At 30.6% G+C, this 19,215-nt stretch carries 20 protein-coding genes; 17 read left to right on the plus strand and 3 right to left on the minus strand.

All coding sequences use genetic code 11. The features are described from left to right. The first annotated feature begins 194 nt into the window (after positions 1 to 194). The 11 genes from ACKTTC_RS19095 to ACKTTC_RS19145 all read left to right on the plus strand — a co-directional run bounded on the left by ACKTTC_RS19095 (position 195) and on the right by ACKTTC_RS19145 (position 11,527). The gene (locus ACKTTC_RS19095) at positions 195 to 1,052 is read left to right on the plus strand and encodes an SMI1/KNR4 family protein (protein WP_408041467.1); all 858 of its coding nucleotides are present in this window, start codon (positions 195 to 197) and stop codon (positions 1,050 to 1,052) included. Between the two features lie 30 nt (positions 1,053 to 1,082). Next, on the plus strand, positions 1,083 to 1,511 hold the full coding sequence (locus ACKTTC_RS19100) for a hypothetical protein (RefSeq protein ID WP_408041468.1): 429 nt from the start codon (positions 1,083 to 1,085) through the stop codon (positions 1,509 to 1,511). A gap of 122 nt (positions 1,512 to 1,633) precedes the next feature. After that, positions 1,634 to 2,389 carry an SDR family NAD(P)-dependent oxidoreductase gene (locus tag ACKTTC_RS19105; protein ID WP_408041469.1) on the plus strand — a complete coding sequence of 252 codons (756 nt, stop codon included), beginning with the start codon at positions 1,634 to 1,636 and terminating at the stop codon, positions 2,387 to 2,389. Between the two features lie 132 nt (positions 2,390 to 2,521). After that, the gene (locus ACKTTC_RS19110) at positions 2,522 to 3,439 is read left to right on the plus strand and encodes a helix-turn-helix domain-containing protein (protein WP_408041470.1); all 918 of its coding nucleotides are present in this window, start codon (positions 2,522 to 2,524) and stop codon (positions 3,437 to 3,439) included. Positions 3,440 to 3,553: 114 nt separating this feature from the next. Beyond that, the gene (locus ACKTTC_RS19115) at positions 3,554 to 4,108 is read left to right on the plus strand and encodes a Crp/Fnr family transcriptional regulator (protein ID WP_408041471.1); all 555 of its coding nucleotides are present in this window, start codon (positions 3,554 to 3,556) and stop codon (positions 4,106 to 4,108) included. A 161-nt stretch (positions 4,109 to 4,269) separates the two neighbouring features. Continuing rightward, positions 4,270 to 5,031 (plus strand): SDR family oxidoreductase, encoded by a 762-nt coding sequence (locus tag ACKTTC_RS19120; RefSeq protein WP_408041472.1) that lies wholly within the window; start codon positions 4,270 to 4,272, stop codon positions 5,029 to 5,031. A 9-nt stretch (positions 5,032 to 5,040) separates the two neighbouring features. Continuing rightward, positions 5,041 to 6,264, plus strand: a complete 1,224-nt coding sequence (locus ACKTTC_RS19125) for an acyl-CoA dehydrogenase family protein (RefSeq protein ID WP_408041473.1) — start codon at positions 5,041 to 5,043, stop codon at positions 6,262 to 6,264. Next, positions 6,264 to 7,328 (plus strand): phosphotransferase family protein, encoded by a 1,065-nt coding sequence (locus tag ACKTTC_RS19130; protein WP_408041474.1) that lies wholly within the window; start codon positions 6,264 to 6,266, stop codon positions 7,326 to 7,328. The genes ACKTTC_RS19125 and ACKTTC_RS19130 overlap by 1 nt, the downstream gene beginning before the upstream one ends. Positions 7,329 to 7,392: 64 nt before the next feature. Further along, positions 7,393 to 8,211: an SDR family NAD(P)-dependent oxidoreductase gene (locus tag ACKTTC_RS19135; protein ID WP_408041475.1), complete on the plus strand. Its 819-nt coding sequence runs from the start codon at positions 7,393 to 7,395 to the stop codon at positions 8,209 to 8,211. Between the two features lie 258 nt (positions 8,212 to 8,469). Further along, entirely contained in the window at positions 8,470 to 9,987 is a 1,518-nt protein-coding gene (locus ACKTTC_RS19140; protein ID WP_408041476.1) for a hypothetical protein, read from the plus strand. 64 nt (positions 9,988 to 10,051) lie between these two features. After that, positions 10,052 to 11,527: a hypothetical protein gene (locus ACKTTC_RS19145; protein WP_408041477.1), complete on the plus strand. Its 1,476-nt coding sequence runs from the start codon at positions 10,052 to 10,054 to the stop codon at positions 11,525 to 11,527. Between the two features lie 53 nt (positions 11,528 to 11,580). On the opposite strand, the gene ACKTTC_RS19150 is transcribed toward ACKTTC_RS19145, so the two are convergent. Both ACKTTC_RS19150 and ACKTTC_RS19155 read right to left on the minus strand, forming a co-directional pair. Then, complete coding sequence (locus tag ACKTTC_RS19150; RefSeq protein WP_408041478.1) at positions 11,581 to 12,258, minus strand: LysE family translocator; 678 nt, start codon at positions 12,256 to 12,258, stop codon at positions 11,581 to 11,583. A gap of 14 nt (positions 12,259 to 12,272) precedes the next feature. After that, the gene (locus ACKTTC_RS19155) at positions 12,273 to 13,319 is read right to left on the minus strand and encodes a 2Fe-2S iron-sulfur cluster-binding protein (protein ID WP_408041479.1); all 1,047 of its coding nucleotides are present in this window, start codon (positions 13,317 to 13,319) and stop codon (positions 12,273 to 12,275) included. A 163-nt stretch (positions 13,320 to 13,482) separates the two neighbouring features. On the opposite strand from ACKTTC_RS19155, the gene ACKTTC_RS19160 reads away from it, so the two are divergent. From ACKTTC_RS19160 to ACKTTC_RS19180, 5 genes are read left to right on the plus strand one after another with little or no spacing between them, the layout of a single operon-like run. Next, positions 13,483 to 13,821: a PadR family transcriptional regulator gene (locus ACKTTC_RS19160; RefSeq protein WP_408041480.1), complete on the plus strand. Its 339-nt coding sequence runs from the start codon at positions 13,483 to 13,485 to the stop codon at positions 13,819 to 13,821. Between the two features lie 20 nt (positions 13,822 to 13,841). Further along, a complete protein-coding gene (locus tag ACKTTC_RS19165) occupies positions 13,842 to 14,504 on the plus strand; it encodes a hypothetical protein (RefSeq protein ID WP_408041481.1) in 663 nt (220 codons plus the stop codon). Continuing rightward, on the plus strand, positions 14,488 to 15,159 hold the full coding sequence (locus ACKTTC_RS19170; RefSeq protein ID WP_408041482.1) for a hypothetical protein: 672 nt from the start codon (positions 14,488 to 14,490) through the stop codon (positions 15,157 to 15,159). The genes ACKTTC_RS19165 and ACKTTC_RS19170 overlap by 17 nt, the downstream gene beginning before the upstream one ends. Before the next feature lie 3 nt (positions 15,160 to 15,162). Then, a complete protein-coding gene (locus ACKTTC_RS19175; protein ID WP_408041483.1) occupies positions 15,163 to 15,816 on the plus strand; it encodes a hypothetical protein in 654 nt (217 codons plus the stop codon). Then, positions 15,816 to 16,508, plus strand: a complete 693-nt coding sequence (locus ACKTTC_RS19180; protein WP_408041484.1) for a hypothetical protein — start codon at positions 15,816 to 15,818, stop codon at positions 16,506 to 16,508. The genes ACKTTC_RS19175 and ACKTTC_RS19180 overlap by 1 nt, the downstream gene beginning before the upstream one ends. Here the strand turns inward: ACKTTC_RS19180 and rsmI are convergent. Beyond that, complete coding sequence (rsmI, locus tag ACKTTC_RS19185) at positions 16,505 to 17,179, minus strand: 16S rRNA (cytidine(1402)-2'-O)-methyltransferase (RefSeq protein ID WP_408041485.1); 675 nt, start codon at positions 17,177 to 17,179, stop codon at positions 16,505 to 16,507. The genes ACKTTC_RS19180 and rsmI overlap by 4 nt on opposite strands. Before the next feature lie 178 nt (positions 17,180 to 17,357). Between rsmI and dxs the strand changes: the two genes are divergently transcribed. Further along, positions 17,358 to 19,130 carry a 1-deoxy-D-xylulose-5-phosphate synthase gene (gene dxs, locus ACKTTC_RS19190; RefSeq protein ID WP_408041486.1) on the plus strand — a complete coding sequence of 591 codons (1,773 nt, stop codon included), beginning with the start codon at positions 17,358 to 17,360 and terminating at the stop codon, positions 19,128 to 19,130. Positions 19,131 to 19,215 lie beyond the last annotated feature (85 nt).

Here is a 19,215-nt window from a genome sequence, read left to right on the forward strand (position 1 = left end):
CAAATAAATGGCATTTTATCGTATTGATTATGAGTTATTAAAAAAAAATCCGAAATTTACATTGTAAGTTTAATGGGGAGCTAATATTAAAGTAATAAATTTTATTAGGTAGAGAGGATTCAAAGACCATTGAATAAAATAGTGCGAGCTAAGATTTTATCCCCCATAAAAGTAAGTTTTCAAACATTTTATTTATGAACAAGTACACCCACCAAATCGAGAGGATACAATCGAAGCTAAAAAAAGCAGCTACAATTGATAAAGATCAACAAGTTTTTGGCGCAGACAGACATCAATACATAGTAAACGATCCCGTTACTACAGATACTGTTACTGCTTTTGAACAAAAATATGCGCTACAACTACCCGATTCATACAAAGCATTTATTTTACAATTAGGAAATGGAGGAAAATCATTTGCAAATTCTGCAGCAGGTCCTTTTTATGGAATTTATCCGTTTGGAGAGCAAGTAGATGAGCTTATTTATGAGAATACGGAAGTTAATTTAAAAAATGATTGTGTCTTACACCCTGTAATGTCTGATAGTTATTGGGAAAATCTTATAGCTATTGCTGAAGATGATGACACTTCAGATGATGTATATGCAGCAGAAATTGGAAAGATATTTGGCGGTATTCTTCCTATTGGTTCACAAGGATGTTCGTATATACACGGACTAGTATTAAACGGACCTTATACAGGAAAAGTTGTGAATATCTCTATAGAAATGCAAAAACCAAAATTTACGTTTGAAGACAACTTTTTAGATTGGTACGAACGCTGGCTAGACGAAATCATTTCTAAAGATTTATTGGCCGATACTCCAACTTGGTTTGGTTATGCAATGGGAGGCTCTGAAGAAGAATTATTAGAAGTATTTCAATCTACCGCAGATGCTGCTGTAAAAGCAGAAGCACTTATTGGTTTGTCTAAAAAACAAAACTTAAACAATTCAATTTTAGATACGTTACAGCAAGCATATAAAAATACCAACGAAGCAATTTCTAGATTAATTCTACAAATTTTAGAAAAACATGAGTTTTCTATCTAAAGAAAATTCATCCCTTTCTAATAATTAAAAATGAAGTCACATTCAAGCATTACGATAGTCAAAATAGTTATTTACTTATTAATTCTTTGTGTAATTAATAGTTGTAATTTGAGTTTTGAAAAAGAAAAAAGATTAAGAGAGGTACAAGCTAAACTTAAAACGCAGTTAATCTTGAATAATGAAGATAAAGTTTATGAGTTAAAATATTTTAAAAGTAATAAAGGTAACATTTACTCTTTTAAAGCTAATTCTAATATACTAGAAAAAGTAATTAAACAATTACATATGACCATTGACTCAACTGGAAAATATATATGGATACCTGAAGAATCTCCAAATTGGTTTTCTCCTTCATTAGATTATATCAAAACTTATATTACTGATAAACCTAATAGAAAAGAATTTCTACAATTTGATGAGGATCAGAATATATATTATTACGCTAATTTAAGTTGGTAAGTATAAAATATATGACCCTATAATTAACCTCCAACATAGATTCTAACAACACAAACGAAGATTTGGAAAAATAATCCTTGAGTTACTATTGCAACTTTGCCTCATAATTAAAACTTCAAATTATGAGTAACAAAACAGCAATTATAACAGGAGCCAGTAGAGGACTAGGAAGAGATATGGCTATTAATCTGGCTAAAAATGGTATCGATATAATCTTTTCGTATCATTCTAATACAACAAAAGCAGCAGAAGTTATTGCAGAAATAAATTCTTACGGACAAAAAGCAGTGGCTTTCCCTTTTAATGCAAATCACCCTAAAACAGGAAGCGATTTTATCATCAAAGCAACGGAATATTTACAACAAGAAAACGGAAATCCAAATTTCGATTTTTTAATCAATAATGCTGGTACAGGAACCTTTAATTTAATTGAAAGTACTACAGAGAATCAGTTTGATGAAATGATGAATGTACATTTAAAAAGCGTTTATTTTCTTACACAAGCAGCCTTACCTTTTATAAATAAAAATGGAAGTATTATCAATATTTCTAGTGGTTTAACCAGATTTAGCTTTCCTGGAATGTCTTCTTATGCTATTATGAAAGGTGCTATAGAAACATTTACTCGTTATCTGGCAAAAGAATTAGGAAGCCGTAAAATTACAGCCAATACAATAGCTCCTGGAGCCATTGCAACCGATTTTGCGGGAGGAAGTAATAAGGAAGAAAACAAACAAACCATTATTTCTAATATTACAGCATTAGGTCGTGTTGGAGAGCCTGAAGATATTGGAGGAGTTATAGCGTTCTTATGTACTGAAAAAGGTAAATGGATTAATGGGCAGCGCATAGAAGTGTCTGGAGGAATGTTAGTATAATTCCTAATACTGTTCAGAATGACAAGTAATGTCATCCTGAGGAATCGAAGGATCTATCCTAAGAAAAGGTAGGAAAACAATAGATTCTTCATTTTGTTCAGAATGACATGACTTTTATTTATTTTTATAATAATGAAACACAGGCAACATTTTAAACATATTCGAGATTATCATACTTTGGCTAGTTTACCTGCTCCAGAGCATCCATTAATTAGCCTAGTTAATTATGAAAATGTACAATATCCTAATAATGGAACAGATTTAAAATGGATGCAAGATTATTACACTGTAGCTCTTAAAAGAAATATTCCTTACAAATTTTTTTATGGGCAACAAGAATATGATTTCGATCAAGGAGTTATGACATTTATTGCTCCAAAGCAAGTAATGAGTTTAGCAGGAAATCCGAATATAAAAGCTAAAAACCCTTCGGGTTTCTTGTTATTATTTCATCCTGATTTTTTTTGGAACACTTCTTTAGCAAAACGCATACAACAATACGATTTCTTTGGTTACGCTATTAATGAAGCATTATTTTTATCAGAAAAAGAAGAAATACAAATCACAACCATTTTCAAAAATATTCAACAAGAATACCAAGCCAATATCGATCAATTTAGTCAGCAAATAATGATTTCTCAATTAGAACTTCTGCTAAATTATGCCGAACGTTTTTATGAGCGACAATTTATTACCCGTAAAATTAATAATCATCAAATTTTAGAACAATTAGAAATTGTACTTCAAGAATACTTTACCATCGATAATTTACGCAATAACGGACTTCCAAGCGTTCAATTAATTGCAGATACGTTACATCGCTCACCTAATTATTTAAGTAACATGCTTTCTTCTTTAACTGGATTAAGTACTCAGCAACATATTCATAATAAAGTCATAGAAAAAGCAAAAGAATTACTATCTACTACCAATCAATCCATTAGCGAAATAGCTTATGATTTAGGATTTGAATATCCTTCATCTTTTACCAAATTATTTAAAAATAAAACACAACAATCTCCTTTAGAATTCAGAAAAACATTTTTCTAAATATAGGTTTACTAATTTCTGTGTATTAGTTTTTTAGCTTTGCTACTTTATAAGAAGTATATTTAGACGCTATAAATGCAACTAATTTGCAATGCCTCCTAAAAACTAATTGGAATGATAAAAATAGATCCAACTCTTATTGACGATGATGTTTTTCAAACGTTGTTCGTTACCTCTACAGAATTACATTTTAAGCGAAATGAAATTATTGTAGAATCTGGAAAAGTCTGTAATTATTTATTCTTAGTACAAAAAGGAATGCTTCGAAGTTTTTATTACGATAAAAAAGGGAACGACATTACCAATTGGTTTTCTAGTGAAGACATGTTAATTACTTCCGCACATAGCTTTTTTAAACGCCATCCTAGTTTTTTAAATATTGAAGCTATTGAGGATACTACAGTACGTGCTATTACACATCAACAATTAGAAGAGGCTTTCCAAAAATCTCATAGTTTGGAACGCTTTGGAAGACTCTTTACAATAGAAGTGATGTTGGCTGTAGGAAAAAAAGCTATTTATTTACAAACAAAGAGCGCAAAAGAACGTTATCATGAACTTTTAAAAACCTATCCAGATATTTTTAATCGAGCAAAATTGCGACATATTGCAGGTTATTTAGGCATAGCACAACAAAGTTTAAGTAGAATTAGATCAGGGTCGAAATAACATTATTATTCTCGAAATAAAATTTTCACTTCCAAGCAACTTACCTTTTATTCTATTTAGTATTTTATAGCAATATGCTAAAAACACTATCTGTTTTTTAACATAAGTGAAGTATTTGCGTATATCTTTATGATACATTTATAAAATTCAACAAATCTATAATGATTAGAAAAAATATTTTAATCACAGGAGCTAGTTCTGGATTAGGAAAAGGCATGGCAATTGAGTTTGCTAAACAAGGATGTAACTTGGCATTATGTGCCAGAAGACTAGAAAACCTCGAACTACTAAAAAAAGAACTTCTAGAAATAAATCCAAACATTCTTGTTTTCATCAAACCCTTAGATGTTACTATTCCAGAAGATGTATTTACCATTTTTCATGCATTTAAATCAGATTTTGAAAATCATAATCAAACATTAGATCGTGTAATTGTAAACGCTGGAATGGGAAAAGGCGCTCCTTTAGGAAAAGGATATGCAAAACAAAACATGCAAACCGCAGTTACTAATTTTTGTGGAGCTCTTAGTCAAATGGAAGCTGCTATGGAAATTTTCAGAACTCAAAATCACGGTCATTTAGTTGTTATTTCTTCTATGTCCGCTTTTAGAGGATATCCAAGAGCTATGTCTGTATATGCAGCTACTAAAGCAGCCGTAAAAAGTTTAGCAGAAGGTGTGCGTATAGATGTTTTAAACAAACCAATTAAAGTATCTACAATTTTCCCTGGCTATATTCAATCGGAAATTACAGATGCTATTGCCAAACCTCCTCCGTTTATGATTTCGCTTGACAAAGGATCTAAACTTCTTGTTAAAGCAATTAATAAAGAAAAAGCTAATGCTTATGTACCTTTTTACCCTTGGTACTTTTTCAAATTATTAATGCCATTTATGTCACTAAAAATGCTACGCAAATTTTAATGTATCTCTATGAACTTTACTCCTTCCACTACATCAGAAAAAATGAAACTCCGTTTGCAAAAGTTTATGCAACAATATGTATATCCTTTTGAAAAAGAATATATCGATTATAATAAACAAAACAATCCTGATGGGAATTGGCAACAATGGACAACGCATCCAAAACTGAAAGAATTACAAAACTTAGCCAAAAAAGAAGGTTTATGGAATTTGTTTTTACCAGATCCTGAATTAGGGCAAGGATTAAGTGTACTTGAATATGCTCCTTTAGCGGAAGAAATGGGACGTATATACAATGCTGCGGAAATTTTTAATTGCAATGCTCCTGATACTGGAAATATGGAAGTATTATATCATTTTGGAAGCGAATCTCAAAAAGAAGAATGGCTAATACCTATGTTAAATGGTGAATTTAAGTCTGTGTTTTGTATGACAGAACCACAAGTTGCTTCTTCTGATGCTACGAATATTGAAACTTCAATTGTTGAAGATGGAGACAGTATTGTAATCAACGGAAAAAAATGGTGGTCTACTGGATTAGGACATCCTGAGGCTAAGCTAGCTATTGTATTAGGAAAAACTGACACCACTGCTGATAAACACAAACAACACAGTATGGTTTTGGTACCATTAAATACTCCTGGTGTTGAAATTAAACGGATGCAAAATACATTTGGAGTATATGATGCGCCATCTGGACATGGAGAAATTCATTTTACAAATGTTCGCGTACCTAAAAAGAATCTAATTGTAGATTTTGGAGCTGGTTTTGCTATTGCACAAGGACGTTTAGGTCCTGGTAGAATTCATCATTGTATGCGTTGCATAGGTGCTGCTGAACGTGCTTTAGAATTGGCTATTTTAAGAAGTGGAACCAGAGTTGCATTTGGAAAACCTTTAGCTAAATTAGGCGGTAATTCAGAACGTTTTGCTAAAGCTCGTATTGCTATAGATCAAGCAAGATTATTAACACATTATGCCGCTTGGAAAATAGATCAAGTTGGTGTAAAAAACAGTATGACAGAAATTTCTGCTATTAAAGTAGTAGCTCCAAATGTTTTACAAGAAGTTACCGATATGGCAATGCAAATTCATGGTGGCGCTGGACTCTCTGATGATTTTCCTTTAATCAACTTCTTTATTCAAGCAAGAGCATTACGTTTGGCAGATGGTCCAGATGAAGTTCATTTACGTATGATTTCTAGATTAGAGTTTAAAAAATTCCTTTCCTAATGGCAAAAACAAACTATCTAGAAAAGCAACAAAGACCTGGCGAAGAATTAGATTTACAAAAATTACTTCCTTGGATACAACAACATTTACCTAAAGTAAACGATATTCCTGTTATTACTCAATTTACAGGAGGTGCTTCTAACTGGACTTATAGATTACAATTTAAACAACAAGATTTAATTCTAAGAAGAGCTCCATTAGGAAAAAAAGCTGCAGGAGCACATAATATGCCCAGAGAATTTCACCTTCAGCAAAAATTAAAACCACATTACTCATACGTTCCAGAAATGATTGCAGTTTGTGAGGACGAAAGTATTTTAGGATCTACCTTTTACCTCATGGAACGTTTAGATGGTGTCATTCTTCGAAAGAATTTTCCTAAAACAATAAACTGGAACGCTACAACTATTCGTGAAATGTGCTATTCGTTTTGGGATAAAATGATTGAATTGCATCAAATAGATTATAAACAACAAGGACTGGATACTTTAGGGAAAGGCGAAGGTTATATTGAGCGGCAAATTACAGGATGGAACAAACGTTATACCAATGCTAAAACTTGGAATGTGCCCTCTGGGAAAAAAGTAATCAAGTGGCTGGAGGAAAATATGCCAAAAGAAACCAAATTATGTGTAATTCATAATGATTTTCGATTAGATAATGTTGTAATTGATGCAGCCAATCCAAAAAATATTTTTGGTGTATTAGATTGGGAATTGGCAGCCATTGGAGATCCTTTAATGGATTTAGGAAACAGTTTGGCTTATTGGGTTGAAGATAATGATGATTTCTTTGTTAAATCTATCCGAAGGCAACCTAGTAATGCTGTTGGTATGCTTACTCGAAAAGAAGTTATCGCATATTATTGTAAAAAAACAAATCGTACTATCGATGACTTTAGATTTTATCGAATTTATAGTCTTTTTAGACTTGCTGGAATTGTACAACAAATTTACTATCGCTATTCAAAAGGGTATACTAAAAACAAAGCTTTTAAAAATTTCTGGTTGATTTCTTGGTATTTGATTAAAAACTGTGAAAACGTAATCAAAAAAGGCACTTAATAATTATTCATTACTATCAATTACAAAGCCCAACTCAAAACAAATAACTTATTGCTAATAAACTATGGAACTCACTAAACTTAATTCAAAATTCCCTAATAAATGTGCTTTTATAACTGGTGCAGGATCTGGACTTGGGACTGCTTTTGCAAAATTATTAGCAGCAAATCATTGGACATTACATCTTTCTGATATTAATGAAGCTACACTATCGGAAACAAGTGAATTATTAGCACATCAAACAACGGTATATACATATATATTAGATGTAAGTAATCGAAATCAATATGAGCAAGTACACCAAAAAGTAATTAGAAACTCTCCTCAAATAGATTTGGTTATTAATAATGCTGGTATTGGTGATGCTGCCTTATTTAAGGAATATACACTAGCAAACTGGGAAAAAATGATTCATATTAATTTATTAGGTACTTTCTACGGTTGTCATTTTTTTACACCAACACTTTTGTCACAACAAAGTGGACTTATCATCAATGTTGGAAGTGCTGCTGGTTTTATGAATTCTCCTGGGGCATCTGCATATAATGTTTCCAAAGCTGGCGTATTTTCCCTTTCTGAAACTTTATATCATGAACTAAAACCCCATAATGTTCATGTTAGTGTAGTAACTCCTACTTTTTTTAAAACTAATTTAATGGATGGTGCTAATGGTTCTAAACGACTTAAAAACTCTGCTGAAAAGCAAATGAAACATTCAAAAACGAATGCACATAAAGTTGCCGCTACCGCACTTATAGAAGCAGCAAAAGGTACATTTCAAATTATTCATCCATCTAATGCAAAAAGAATGTATTTTTTGAAGAAATGGTTTCCAAGCTTTATAAATAAGCAGTATAAAAAAATGATGGAAAAGATTTCCTAATTTTTATTGTTATAATTTCAGAGAAAAACCAAAAATCATATTCACAACTACCAATTCTCTTTTAAAAACAACCATATAATTATTTTAGGAATAATTATATACACAAACGTCTAGTTTTGCCGCCACAATTAGGAGTTGAGAGCTCTAATTCTAATAATCGTAGTTGTAATTTACAATCTAAAAACACTTCGTTTTAGAACTACATTAAAGCTTCTCATCCTCCCTAAACAATAATCAATTCACAAATAAATCATTTATATGAAAAACCTAAATGGTATTAAGTCTATTATGCTAGGTGGACTAATGTTTAGCGTCCTATTTTCTTGTCAAAAAGAAGAATTAGAAATTGACATGTCTGACCCAATTCTTCATAGTCAAAATTACTCAAAGAGTTCTTCTTCAGAAATGACTAAGCTAGGTAAAAAACTAGAAAACCCTTATTCTGTTGAGAATATGAAAAACGCTTGGGAAAGTTTAAAAAATAAAGTTAAAATCACCAAAAACATTGAGATTAAAACAACTCATTATTACGTTAAATTCAAACCTAAAACAGAAGAAGAACTCAACATTTTAAGAAAAGACGAGTCATTAATACTTTATGATATACCTTTAGACTACGAAATTATAGAACAAGGTGATTTTTATCACGACCCTGAAATTCCAACTGACCAACCTACATATCAATACGCCTCTATTCCTGTAGAGAATAAATTACCAGAAAAAATACATTTCGAAATATTAGAGAAACTATTCATTCCTGATGAAGATAGTGAAACAAATCCTTCAAACTCTGATGGTACAGTAGAACTACTCGTAGATGAGTCTTTAAAGTTAACAGACAATTTAGGTGATGAAAAAAATGAAAAAGCTAAGTTTTTTACCAAGTTACCTAAATGGAGGCCTCAAGGTAATATTATAATATGGGATGACAATCTTCAACGTTATGTTCCTCTAGCTGGTTTAAAAGTAAGGGCAAGAAGATGGTTTATAACATATTCCGGGTACACTAATGGTAATGGTTTTTTTTCATGTAATGGGCGCTTTCGTAGACCTGCCAATTATTCATTCAAATGGCAAAAATATGATTTTGAAATACGTAGACAGCCGCTCTCTATAGCAAAATTTAATGGACCTTACATAAGAGGTGATTGGAATGTAAACATCCGTAATGGAGAGCAAGAATTTTGGGGCACTATATATAGAGCAGCATTTCACTATTATTATGGAAACATTAAAGGATTAAGAAGACCTCCATTAAATGGAGTATTTAATATTAAAATGAAAATTAGAGCTATATATCAAAATAACAACTCAATTAATGGCCTTCATTGCGTTAGTTGTAAATACCTTGGACTAGGTAGTCAGGTTAAAATTTTTAATCCCCAAAAAGATAGTCAAGATATATATGCCACCACAATTCATGAATTAGCTCATGCATCTCATTGGGCAATGGATAGCTTTGGCTATACCGTTTTACCTACTGTTATGATCGAAAGTTGGGCTAGTGGAATTCAATGGGAGTTAACAAGAATGGTATACCCTAATTATACTCCACATTATATTAAAGGAAGTTATACTGGTATTGTCCAAGACATGATTGATCCCATTCAACAACCTTATGATAAAGTAGCTGGATACACTATAAGACAATTAGAAGATGCCATAAATGGACAAACTACTTGGAGAGGTTGGAGAGATGCTATCATTAATTCATATAATAATCCATATGAATTAAACCTGCATAATTATCAATTTCTCTACTGGAAATTTTATTAAAAGAAAGTATTTCTAATAGTTATTAACCTTCATAATAAACTAATATTCAAAACAAATTATTTTAATGAAAAACTTTAAAAATTTCTCTTATATAATACTAGGAGGACTTATGTTTGGCTCTCTATTTTCTTGTCAAAAAGAAGAATTAGATATTGACATATCTGATCCTATTCTTCATCGTCAAAATTATTCAAAGGCTTCTAATTCTTCAGAAATGACTAAGCTAGGTGAAAAGCTTAAAAACCCTTATTCTGTTGAAAACATGAAAAAAGCTTGGGAAAGTTTAAAAGAAAAGACTAAAGTATCTCAAAACATTGAGATTAAAACAACTCACTATTACGTTAAATTCACACCTAAAAATGAGGAAGAACTTTCACTTCTTAAAAGTGACAAATCTTTAATCCTTTTCGATAGACCTTTAGATTATGAAATAAAGCAGCAAGGAAATTATTATCACGACCCAGAAATTCCTACTGAACAACCTACATATCAATATGCATCTATTCCTGTAGGGAATAAATTACCAGAAAAAATACATTTCGAAATATTAGAAAAACTATTTATTCCTGATGAGGATAGCGAAACCAACCCTTTAAAATCTGATGGCACTATAGAACAACTTGTAGATGAATCTTTAAAACTTACGGGGAATCTTGATGAAAATGCACCTATGGAAACTTGGTTTTCAAAATGGAAGCCTGCTGGTAAAATACAAGTTTGGGATAATGCTCTTAATCGTCATATTCCTTTACATGGCATACAAGTATATGCTGTAAGATGGTTTACTGCTTACACTGGAAAAACAGATGCTAATGGCAACTTTTCTTGCAATGGTAACTTTAGACATAGAGCTAACTATTTTTTTAGATGGGAAACTAATGATTTTAGAATTGGGAGTGAAATAGTCAAATTTAAAGAATCATTTTTTTATCGTAAAAGTAATTTTCCTAAAGGAGGATTCAGATTGAATGGACCTAACAAAAAAGGAGATTGGAATTTAAACATTCAAAATGGAAAAGATAGAATTCATGGCACCATATATAGAGCTCTTTATCATTATCATTATGGAAACATAAAAAATTTAAGAAGACCTATTTACGGAAGTAATACTATAGGTATAATAGAAATATCAGATTACAATACAGTTCCAAACAACACCAGTGAACTTTATGCTGAAACAATAAACTCCATAGTCAGAATAGTTCATGCAGATATGAATCCTAATATTTATAATAATATTTCAGCAAAAATGAGCCTTAGTTGGGCTAAAGGTGTGGAATGGGAGCTAACAAGAATGGTCTATCCTAACTATCAAGCTACATACAATAATGATAATATAACAGGCATAGTTCAAGATATGATTGATCCTATTCAGCAACCTTATGATAAAGTAGCTGGATATACTATAAGACAATTAGAAGACGCTATAAATGGTCAAACCACTTGGAGAGGTTGGAGAGATGCAATTATTAATTCGTATAATAATCCGTATGAATTAAACTTACATAATTATCAATTTACCGTTTGGAAGTTTAAGTAAAAAATAATCCCCTCAATAAATTAGTTATTGAGGGGATTACCTTAAAGAAATATTTATTTACTTATCTCTACTTTATCAATAATTTCATTAATCTTTTCTTTAGGAATAAAAGCTTTCAACATTAAAATAGCTCCAAAAACTATTAATAGCACTCCCATTCCTCTTTTGATTCTATAAATAACTAATGGTGTTAATTTATTACGTAATTGTTTCGCTAGTAAAATTTTTCCAATATCTGTAGTTACATATCCTATAATTACTACTGTGAAATATCCCAAAATAGAAGTTGGATTCATTCCTAAAGTTGGTCCTACTACAACCATAATACCTAACCAACCTGCTAATACTCCTACATTAATAAAATTCAGAAAAAAACCATTTAAAAACAGCTTAAAATAATTATTTCCTTTCGCAACTTTTATAGCTGTTTCATCTAGCTCTTTTTTATTATTCTTATCGAGATAAGTAATTAATCCGTATACAATAAGAATTAAGCCTCCTATTAAAAATAATCTAGGATCGTCTTTGATTTTTTCTAATAAATTTCTACTTCCAAAATAGGCAATACACATAAAAACGATGTCTCCAAGTACCACACCTATATCAAAAGCCAAAGCTGCTCTTACTCCTTTTAATACACTTGTTTTTAAAAGCATAAAAAAAACTGGACCAATCATGAATGCCATGAAAACCCCAACAAAAAAAGCATCTTTATAATCTAATAAACTCATGTTTTTATAGCAATTTATACATCGTCAAAATCTACCGTAATTGTTGGTGTTGTAGGATGTGCTTGACAAGTTAAAATGTAACCTTCTTCTAATTCCTCATCTGTTAAAATCTGATTTTTAACCATTACGGCTTTACCATCTGTTACTTTAGCAATACAACTACTACACACTCCTCCTTGACATGAATAAGGCGCATCTATCTTATGGCGTAAGCTTTCTGAAAGAATATCTGCTGTTTGTGACATCGTAAAAGTTGTAGTTTCGTCGTCTAAAAGTACTGTAACTTCTGTTTGACCTTCTTTTACTTGGCTAGCAGCTTCTTCGTCTATTGAAGCAGTGAATAATTCATATGAAATTGCATCTTCAGCAAAACCATTTTCTGATAATGTTGCAGAAGCAATCTTGATCATTTCTTCTGGACCACATAAAAAGGCTTTCTCAAAACTTGTTTCTTTGTAGATATTCTTTATGAAGTAATTTACATGGGCTTTATCTATTCTTCCAAAAACATTTCCTTCTACATTTTCTCTACTAAATACATAGTTTACAAAAAGTTGTTTTGAATATTTTTCTTGTAATTCGTTTAATTCCTCAAAGAAAATAGTATCCTCTTGCGATTTGTTACCATATATCAACGTAAATGTGGTTTGTTCGTCTGTTTCTAATACAGATTTTATCATAGACATGATAGGTGTAATTCCACTACCTGCAGCAAACCCAATATAATTTGCACCAGAAACAGGTTCTAATACAAATTTTCCTTCTGGTTTTGAAACTTCTAAAGTATCTCCCGCTGTCAGTTTTTCATTAGCAAATACAGAAAAAGTTCCATTTTCTACAGCTTTTACAGAAACTTTAATTTCATTACTCTTAGGTGATGAAGAAAGAGAATAAGCTCGCCTAACTTCCTCATTATTAATTGTAGCCTTTAAAGTAATGTATTGTCCAGCTACAAATCCAAACTCTCCTTGTAATGTTGTAGGTATATCAAAAACTAAGGAAACTGCAGCAGCAGTTTCTCTTATAATTTCTTTTATTTTAAGTGGGTAAAATTGACTCATTTCAAAAATTTGATCTACAAAAATAGCAAACTAATGATGAATCTATCTCATAATAGTTTCACAAATAATACCTAAGATTTTTATACATAAGAAAATTATGTATATATTTGTATGCCTAAGATTTTTAGGTATACAGTAAAAATTAATCATTTCACCACTAATTATGGGAAATCAAAAATTATATAAAGGCTCATTACAAACAATCATTTTAAAATTATTAGCTGAAAATGATAAAATGTATGGTTATGAAATTACTCAAAAGGTTAAAGAATTAACCAAAGGGGAATTAAAAATTACTGAGGGTGCTTTATATCCGGCATTACACAAATTAGAAGCTGAAGGTTTACTAGATGTTGAAGTTGCTAAAGTAGGAAACCGTTTACGTAAGTATTATAAACTTACAGAAACTGGAACAAAAGAGACTGTAAATAGGTTAACTCAAATGCAAGAGTTTTTAGACACAATGCAGCAATTAGTGAATCCTAAGTTTGGTTTAGAATAAAAATTTAAAAGAAAAAAGTTATGCAATTGAACTATGAACAAATTTCACAAATAGAGCACTACCTTAAAAAAAAAGGTGTTTATTATGAAGATATTAAAATAGAATTATTAGATCATATTTGTATTCAAATTGAAGCTTTAATGAGTTCTGGATACGATTTTAATACTTCTTTCGAAGAGATAGTAGAGAAGTGGGATCCTATGCTTTCGTATTCTTCTAGTTTTTATTTAGGTTATACTTATTCAAAACCAAAAATTATCATAGATAAAATGAAATTGAGGGTTAAAGGCTATGTTTATAAAACATGGTGTATTATTCTTCTTTTTTTGACTTTTATTTATTTTACAGGCCATGATATTGCCGTTAACAACTCACAAGTAATAAATATATTCAGTCTTTCTTTTTTATATGTGTCTTGTATTGCAATTGTAGCTGGTTATTTCTTTATCAGAAAAACGAAACAAAAAACATCTTATCGTTTTTTATATGAAACTCAAATATTACCTATTCTAACTGTTCCTATTATACTTTCAAACTCAATTTTGAACAAAGACGGTAATTTGGATCTTTTAAAGTTTATGTTACTTGTGTTTATTGTTATTGCAATTCCATTTGGAATAGAGTTATTTAAGAAGCATGTAGAGATTTCCAAAAAATATAGTGATTATGAAACAATTGAATAGTAATCAAATTAAACATATTGATAATTTTTTGGAAGCTATAGGTGTTGATTTTGTAGATATTAGACTGGAAATGATAGATCATATTGCTTCTGAAATAGAAGAAAAAGTTTCAGATTTCGATCATTTTTTTCAAGATCAAAAATTACAAAGTCCATATTTAAAATATTTGCTTAGCAAGCAAAAAAGTTTTAATGAGCTATACAACAAACAATTAAGAACTAAATTTTGGACTAATTTTTTAATCATTTTAAAACAGCTCTTAGAACAAGTTATAGATATTAAAAACATCTTAATCTTAACTGCTTTTATTCTCCCTGTATATTTTTTAAATATTCAGTATACAAAGCCTATTACGCAAATACTGTTTTTAAGTACAATAGGAATTTACTTATATATTTCTTTATCTAACAAAAGATTAGAAAAAAAAATTGGGAAATTAAAAATAACTCAAAGTTATATCGCACTACTTAGTATTATTACTTATATATACGTATTTCTACCTGTAACTAGTATTAATTTCAACTCTGAAAACAAATATGAACCAATCAATATGTATTTTCATTTTGTTTTTTTCTGTCTTAGTTTTTTAATATTAAAAACATACAAAAAGAGCGAAAAAAAAATTAAGAAAAATTACTCTGTTTTAACCAATTAAGCTATGAAGTTAACAAAAGTACAAATACAATATATAGAAAATCTACTCACAAAAAAAGGTATTAAATATTGGGATCTTAGAATAGAAATGATTGATCATATTGTTTCTGATATAGAGCTGCGTGCCACAACTCAAAATTTTGAAAAGGAGTTACAAGCTGCATTCAAAAGAATAGGTTGGAATAAAAATTTAGCAGCCGTTAATAGAGTAGGCTGGCAAAACGTAAATAAGCGTTATAGAACATTATTTAAAAATACATTTCTTGGCTTTTTTTCCTCTTTTAAAAACTTACTTGTTATAGGTATGTTAGTTATCCTATATTTTTCATTTTCTGAAACGATTTCTTTTCAGATTTTTACAAGAGTAAGCCTGGCTTTATTCATAGCTCCTATTCTGATAATTATTGGATCTCTTATTTGGTTGTTCACAAAGAAGTTTGGAAAATCTGTACATATTAATTATGGTGTATTTTATTTCTCATTTTCATTTCTAATGATGAATATGATTGTACAGTTTATGAGATATACTTCAGAAGAAAATCAAAAGATTATCTGGTTAGTTATGCTTCCTATTTACCTAACAGCGACTTATGCTGGGTATCAGGTTTTCAAAATAGCAATAAAAAAGATTCAAAAAATTAAAAAAGAATTAGTGTAATGAAATTAACTCAACAACATATCAACCAACTATATCAATTTACTCGTCAACATTACGTAGAGCATTTTGATGTACAAACAGAATTAGTAGATCATCTAGCTAATGACATCGAACAAATTTGGGAGCAAAATCCAAGTATCTCTTTTGAGCAAGCTAGAGATATTTCTTTCAAAAAGTTTGGTGTTTTTGGTTTTATGGATGTTGTAGAAAAAAAGCAAAAGCAAATGAATAAAAAATACTTAAAAATTATTTTTGGTTTTGTAAAAGAATGGTTTAGCATTCCTAAAATCATTCTAACGCTCTCATTATGCTATACTTTCTACTTATTATTAAGTCTACCTTTTGCTAACTATATATTCACTAGCTTCTATTTTACACTAATCATTATAGAATTCATAATGATATTTAAAAAAAGAAAACAACTCAAAAATAAATTTAAGAAGACTCAAAAAAAATGGATGCTAGAAGAGATTATACAAGCCCAAGGGCTTGGTAATATTGCTTTATTATCATTCTATATTTTCCATTTTCTTACTCCTGATTCTTATACAGATTTGAGTCTTTTTGCTAATATTATAATTGCCTTCTCCTCTACCTTATTGGTTATTGTAGGTTATATTACTTTAATTGTGATTCCTAAAAAATCTGAAGAAATACTAGAAACTCATTATCCTGAATATAAACTAGTTTAATTATTTTTCCCTTCAACAATAATCACAATTTCACCTTTAGCTGGCTTATCTGTATAATATGATATTATTTCTTCTATACTGCCTCGTTTGGTTTCTTCAAATACTTTGGTCAATTCTCTAGAAACTGAAGCTTGTCTATCTGCCCCAAAATATTCTGAAAAATGCGTTAATGTTTTTAATAACTTATGTGGGCTCTCATAAAAAATCATTGTACGAGTTTCCTCTGCCAATAACTTTAAACGAGTTTGCCTACCTTTTTTTACAGGAAGGAAACCTTCAAAAACAAATTTATCGTTTGGTAAACCAGAGTTTACTAGAGCAGGAACAAAAGCAGTTGCACCTGGTAAACATTCTACTTCAATATTATTTTGAACACAAGCACGTGTAAGTAAAAAACCTGGATCGGAAATCGCTGGTGTTCCAGCATCAGAAATTAAGGCAAACGTATCACCACTTTCTATTCTTCTTACAATGCCTTCAACTGTTTTATGCTCGTTATGCATATGGTGTGATTGCATAGGTGTTGCAATATCAAAATGCTTTAATAATTTCCCACTAGTTCGTGTATCTTCTGCTAAAATATAATCTACTTCTTTTAAAACTTTAATCGCTCTAAAAGTGATGTCTTCTAGATTACCAATAGGTGTAGGCACTATGTACAATTTGCTCATATGACAAAGGTAGTAATTAGTTTGGAGGTGTGAGAAGTGAATAATAATTCAAAAAACATTTTTTAAAATAATTGATAACAAAAATTTCTTCTTTTTAATTGTACAATAAGATTTCTGTAGAAAAACTTTACATTCACTAACTTTTAACTTTAAACCTACAGTTTTGTACATTTGCTGTATGTCTGAAAAACTGTTAGATCATATTGATTTCCCTGCTGATGTTAGAGCATTAAGCACACAACAATTACCTAAATTGGCAGATGAATTACGCCGATTTATTATAGATATTGTAGCAACAAAAGAAGGACATCTTGGTGCTAGTTTAGGCGTTGTGGAATTAACAATTGCGTTGCATTATGTTTTCAATACTCCAAATGATTTATTAGTTTGGGATGTAGGACATCAAGCTTATGGACATAAAATTCTAACAGGAAGAAAAGAGCGTTTTCATACGAACAGGCAATTGAACGGTATTTCAGGCTTTCCTAAACGTAACGAAAGTGAATATGACACGTTTGGTGTTGGACATTCATCTACCTCTATTTCTGCGGCTTTAGGAATGGCTATTGCTTCCCAGCTTCAAAATATAGACAAGCATCATATTGCTGTTATTGGAGATGCTTCTATTGCTAGTGGAATGGCTTTTGAAGCTTTAAATCATGCAGGAGTTACCAATGCTAACTTATTGGTTATTTTAAATGATAATGCTATTGGAATTGATCCTGCTGTTGGGGCTCTAAAAGAATATTTTACAAGAGTAAAATCTAGCAGAAATGATGTTGAGCAACACAACATTATTGAAGCTTTGAATTTTGATTATTCTGGTCCTATTAATGGACATAATTTAGAGGAGTTAATAACTGAGCTAAACCGTTTAAAAGAAATTAAAGGTCCAAAGTTTTTACATGTTACTACTGTAAAAGGTAAAGGATTAAAACAAGCTGAAGAAGATCAGGTAAAGTATCATGCTCCAGGAAAATTTGATAAAGACTCTGGAGATTTATTACCGAAACCAAATGTGGTTCAACCACCAAAATATCAAGATGTTTTTGGAAAAACGATTGTAGAACTTGCTGAAAAGAATAATCGAATAGTAGGTATTACTCCGGCCATGTTAACAGGAAGTTCTTTAAAGTTTATGATGGAACAATTTCCTAGCAGAACCTTTGATGTTGGTATTGCTGAACAACATGCCGTAACATTAGCTGCTGGTATGGCAACACAAGGATTGATTCCATTTTGTAATATTTATTCTACATTTTTACAAAGAGCTTACGATCAAATTATACACGATGTAGCAATTCAAAACCTACCTGTTATTTTTTGTTTAGATAGGGCGGGGTTGGTTGGTCAAGACGGAGCAACTCATCATGGTGTTTTTGATATTGCCTATTTACGATGTATTCCTAATCTAATCATATTCGCTCCTAGGGACGAAATTGAATTACGAAATATATTATATACTGCTCAATTAGAGTTGGAGCATCCTATTGCTATTCGTTATCCAAGAGGAAGAGGAATTACAATAAACTGGCAGCAACCTTTCGAAAAGATAGAAATAGGAAAAGGAGCTTATTTAAAAGACGGAAATAAACTTGCAGTGTTATCTATTGGTACAATTGCTAAAAATGTTTCAGAAGCCTTAAAATTGATCTCTGAGAACAATGAAGTTGCACATTACGACTTACGATTTGTAAAACCGCTAGATGAATCACTTTTACATAATATCTTTCAAAAATTTGAGCATATTATTACTATTGAAGATGGTACAGTTAAAGGTGGATTCGGATCAGCTATTTTGGAATTTGCTTCAGATAACAATTATAACAACACTATTAAGCTTTTAGGTATTCCTGATGAATTTATACATCATGGAACTGTAGATGAACTACATAAAATCTGTGGAATTGATGTAGAGTCAATTCAACAAGCGATTAAAAATATATTATAAAAAAAGCGAATCCGAATAGATTCGCTTTAAAATTATCTAATAGTTGGGTTTAAAAACCACCGTCGCTACATTGCAGTTTTCAGTA

Source organism: Tenacibaculum amylolyticum (genome assembly GCF_964511145.1).
In the GTDB taxonomy this organism is placed as follows: Bacteria; Bacteroidota; Bacteroidia; order Flavobacteriales; family Flavobacteriaceae; genus Polaribacter; species Polaribacter amylolyticum.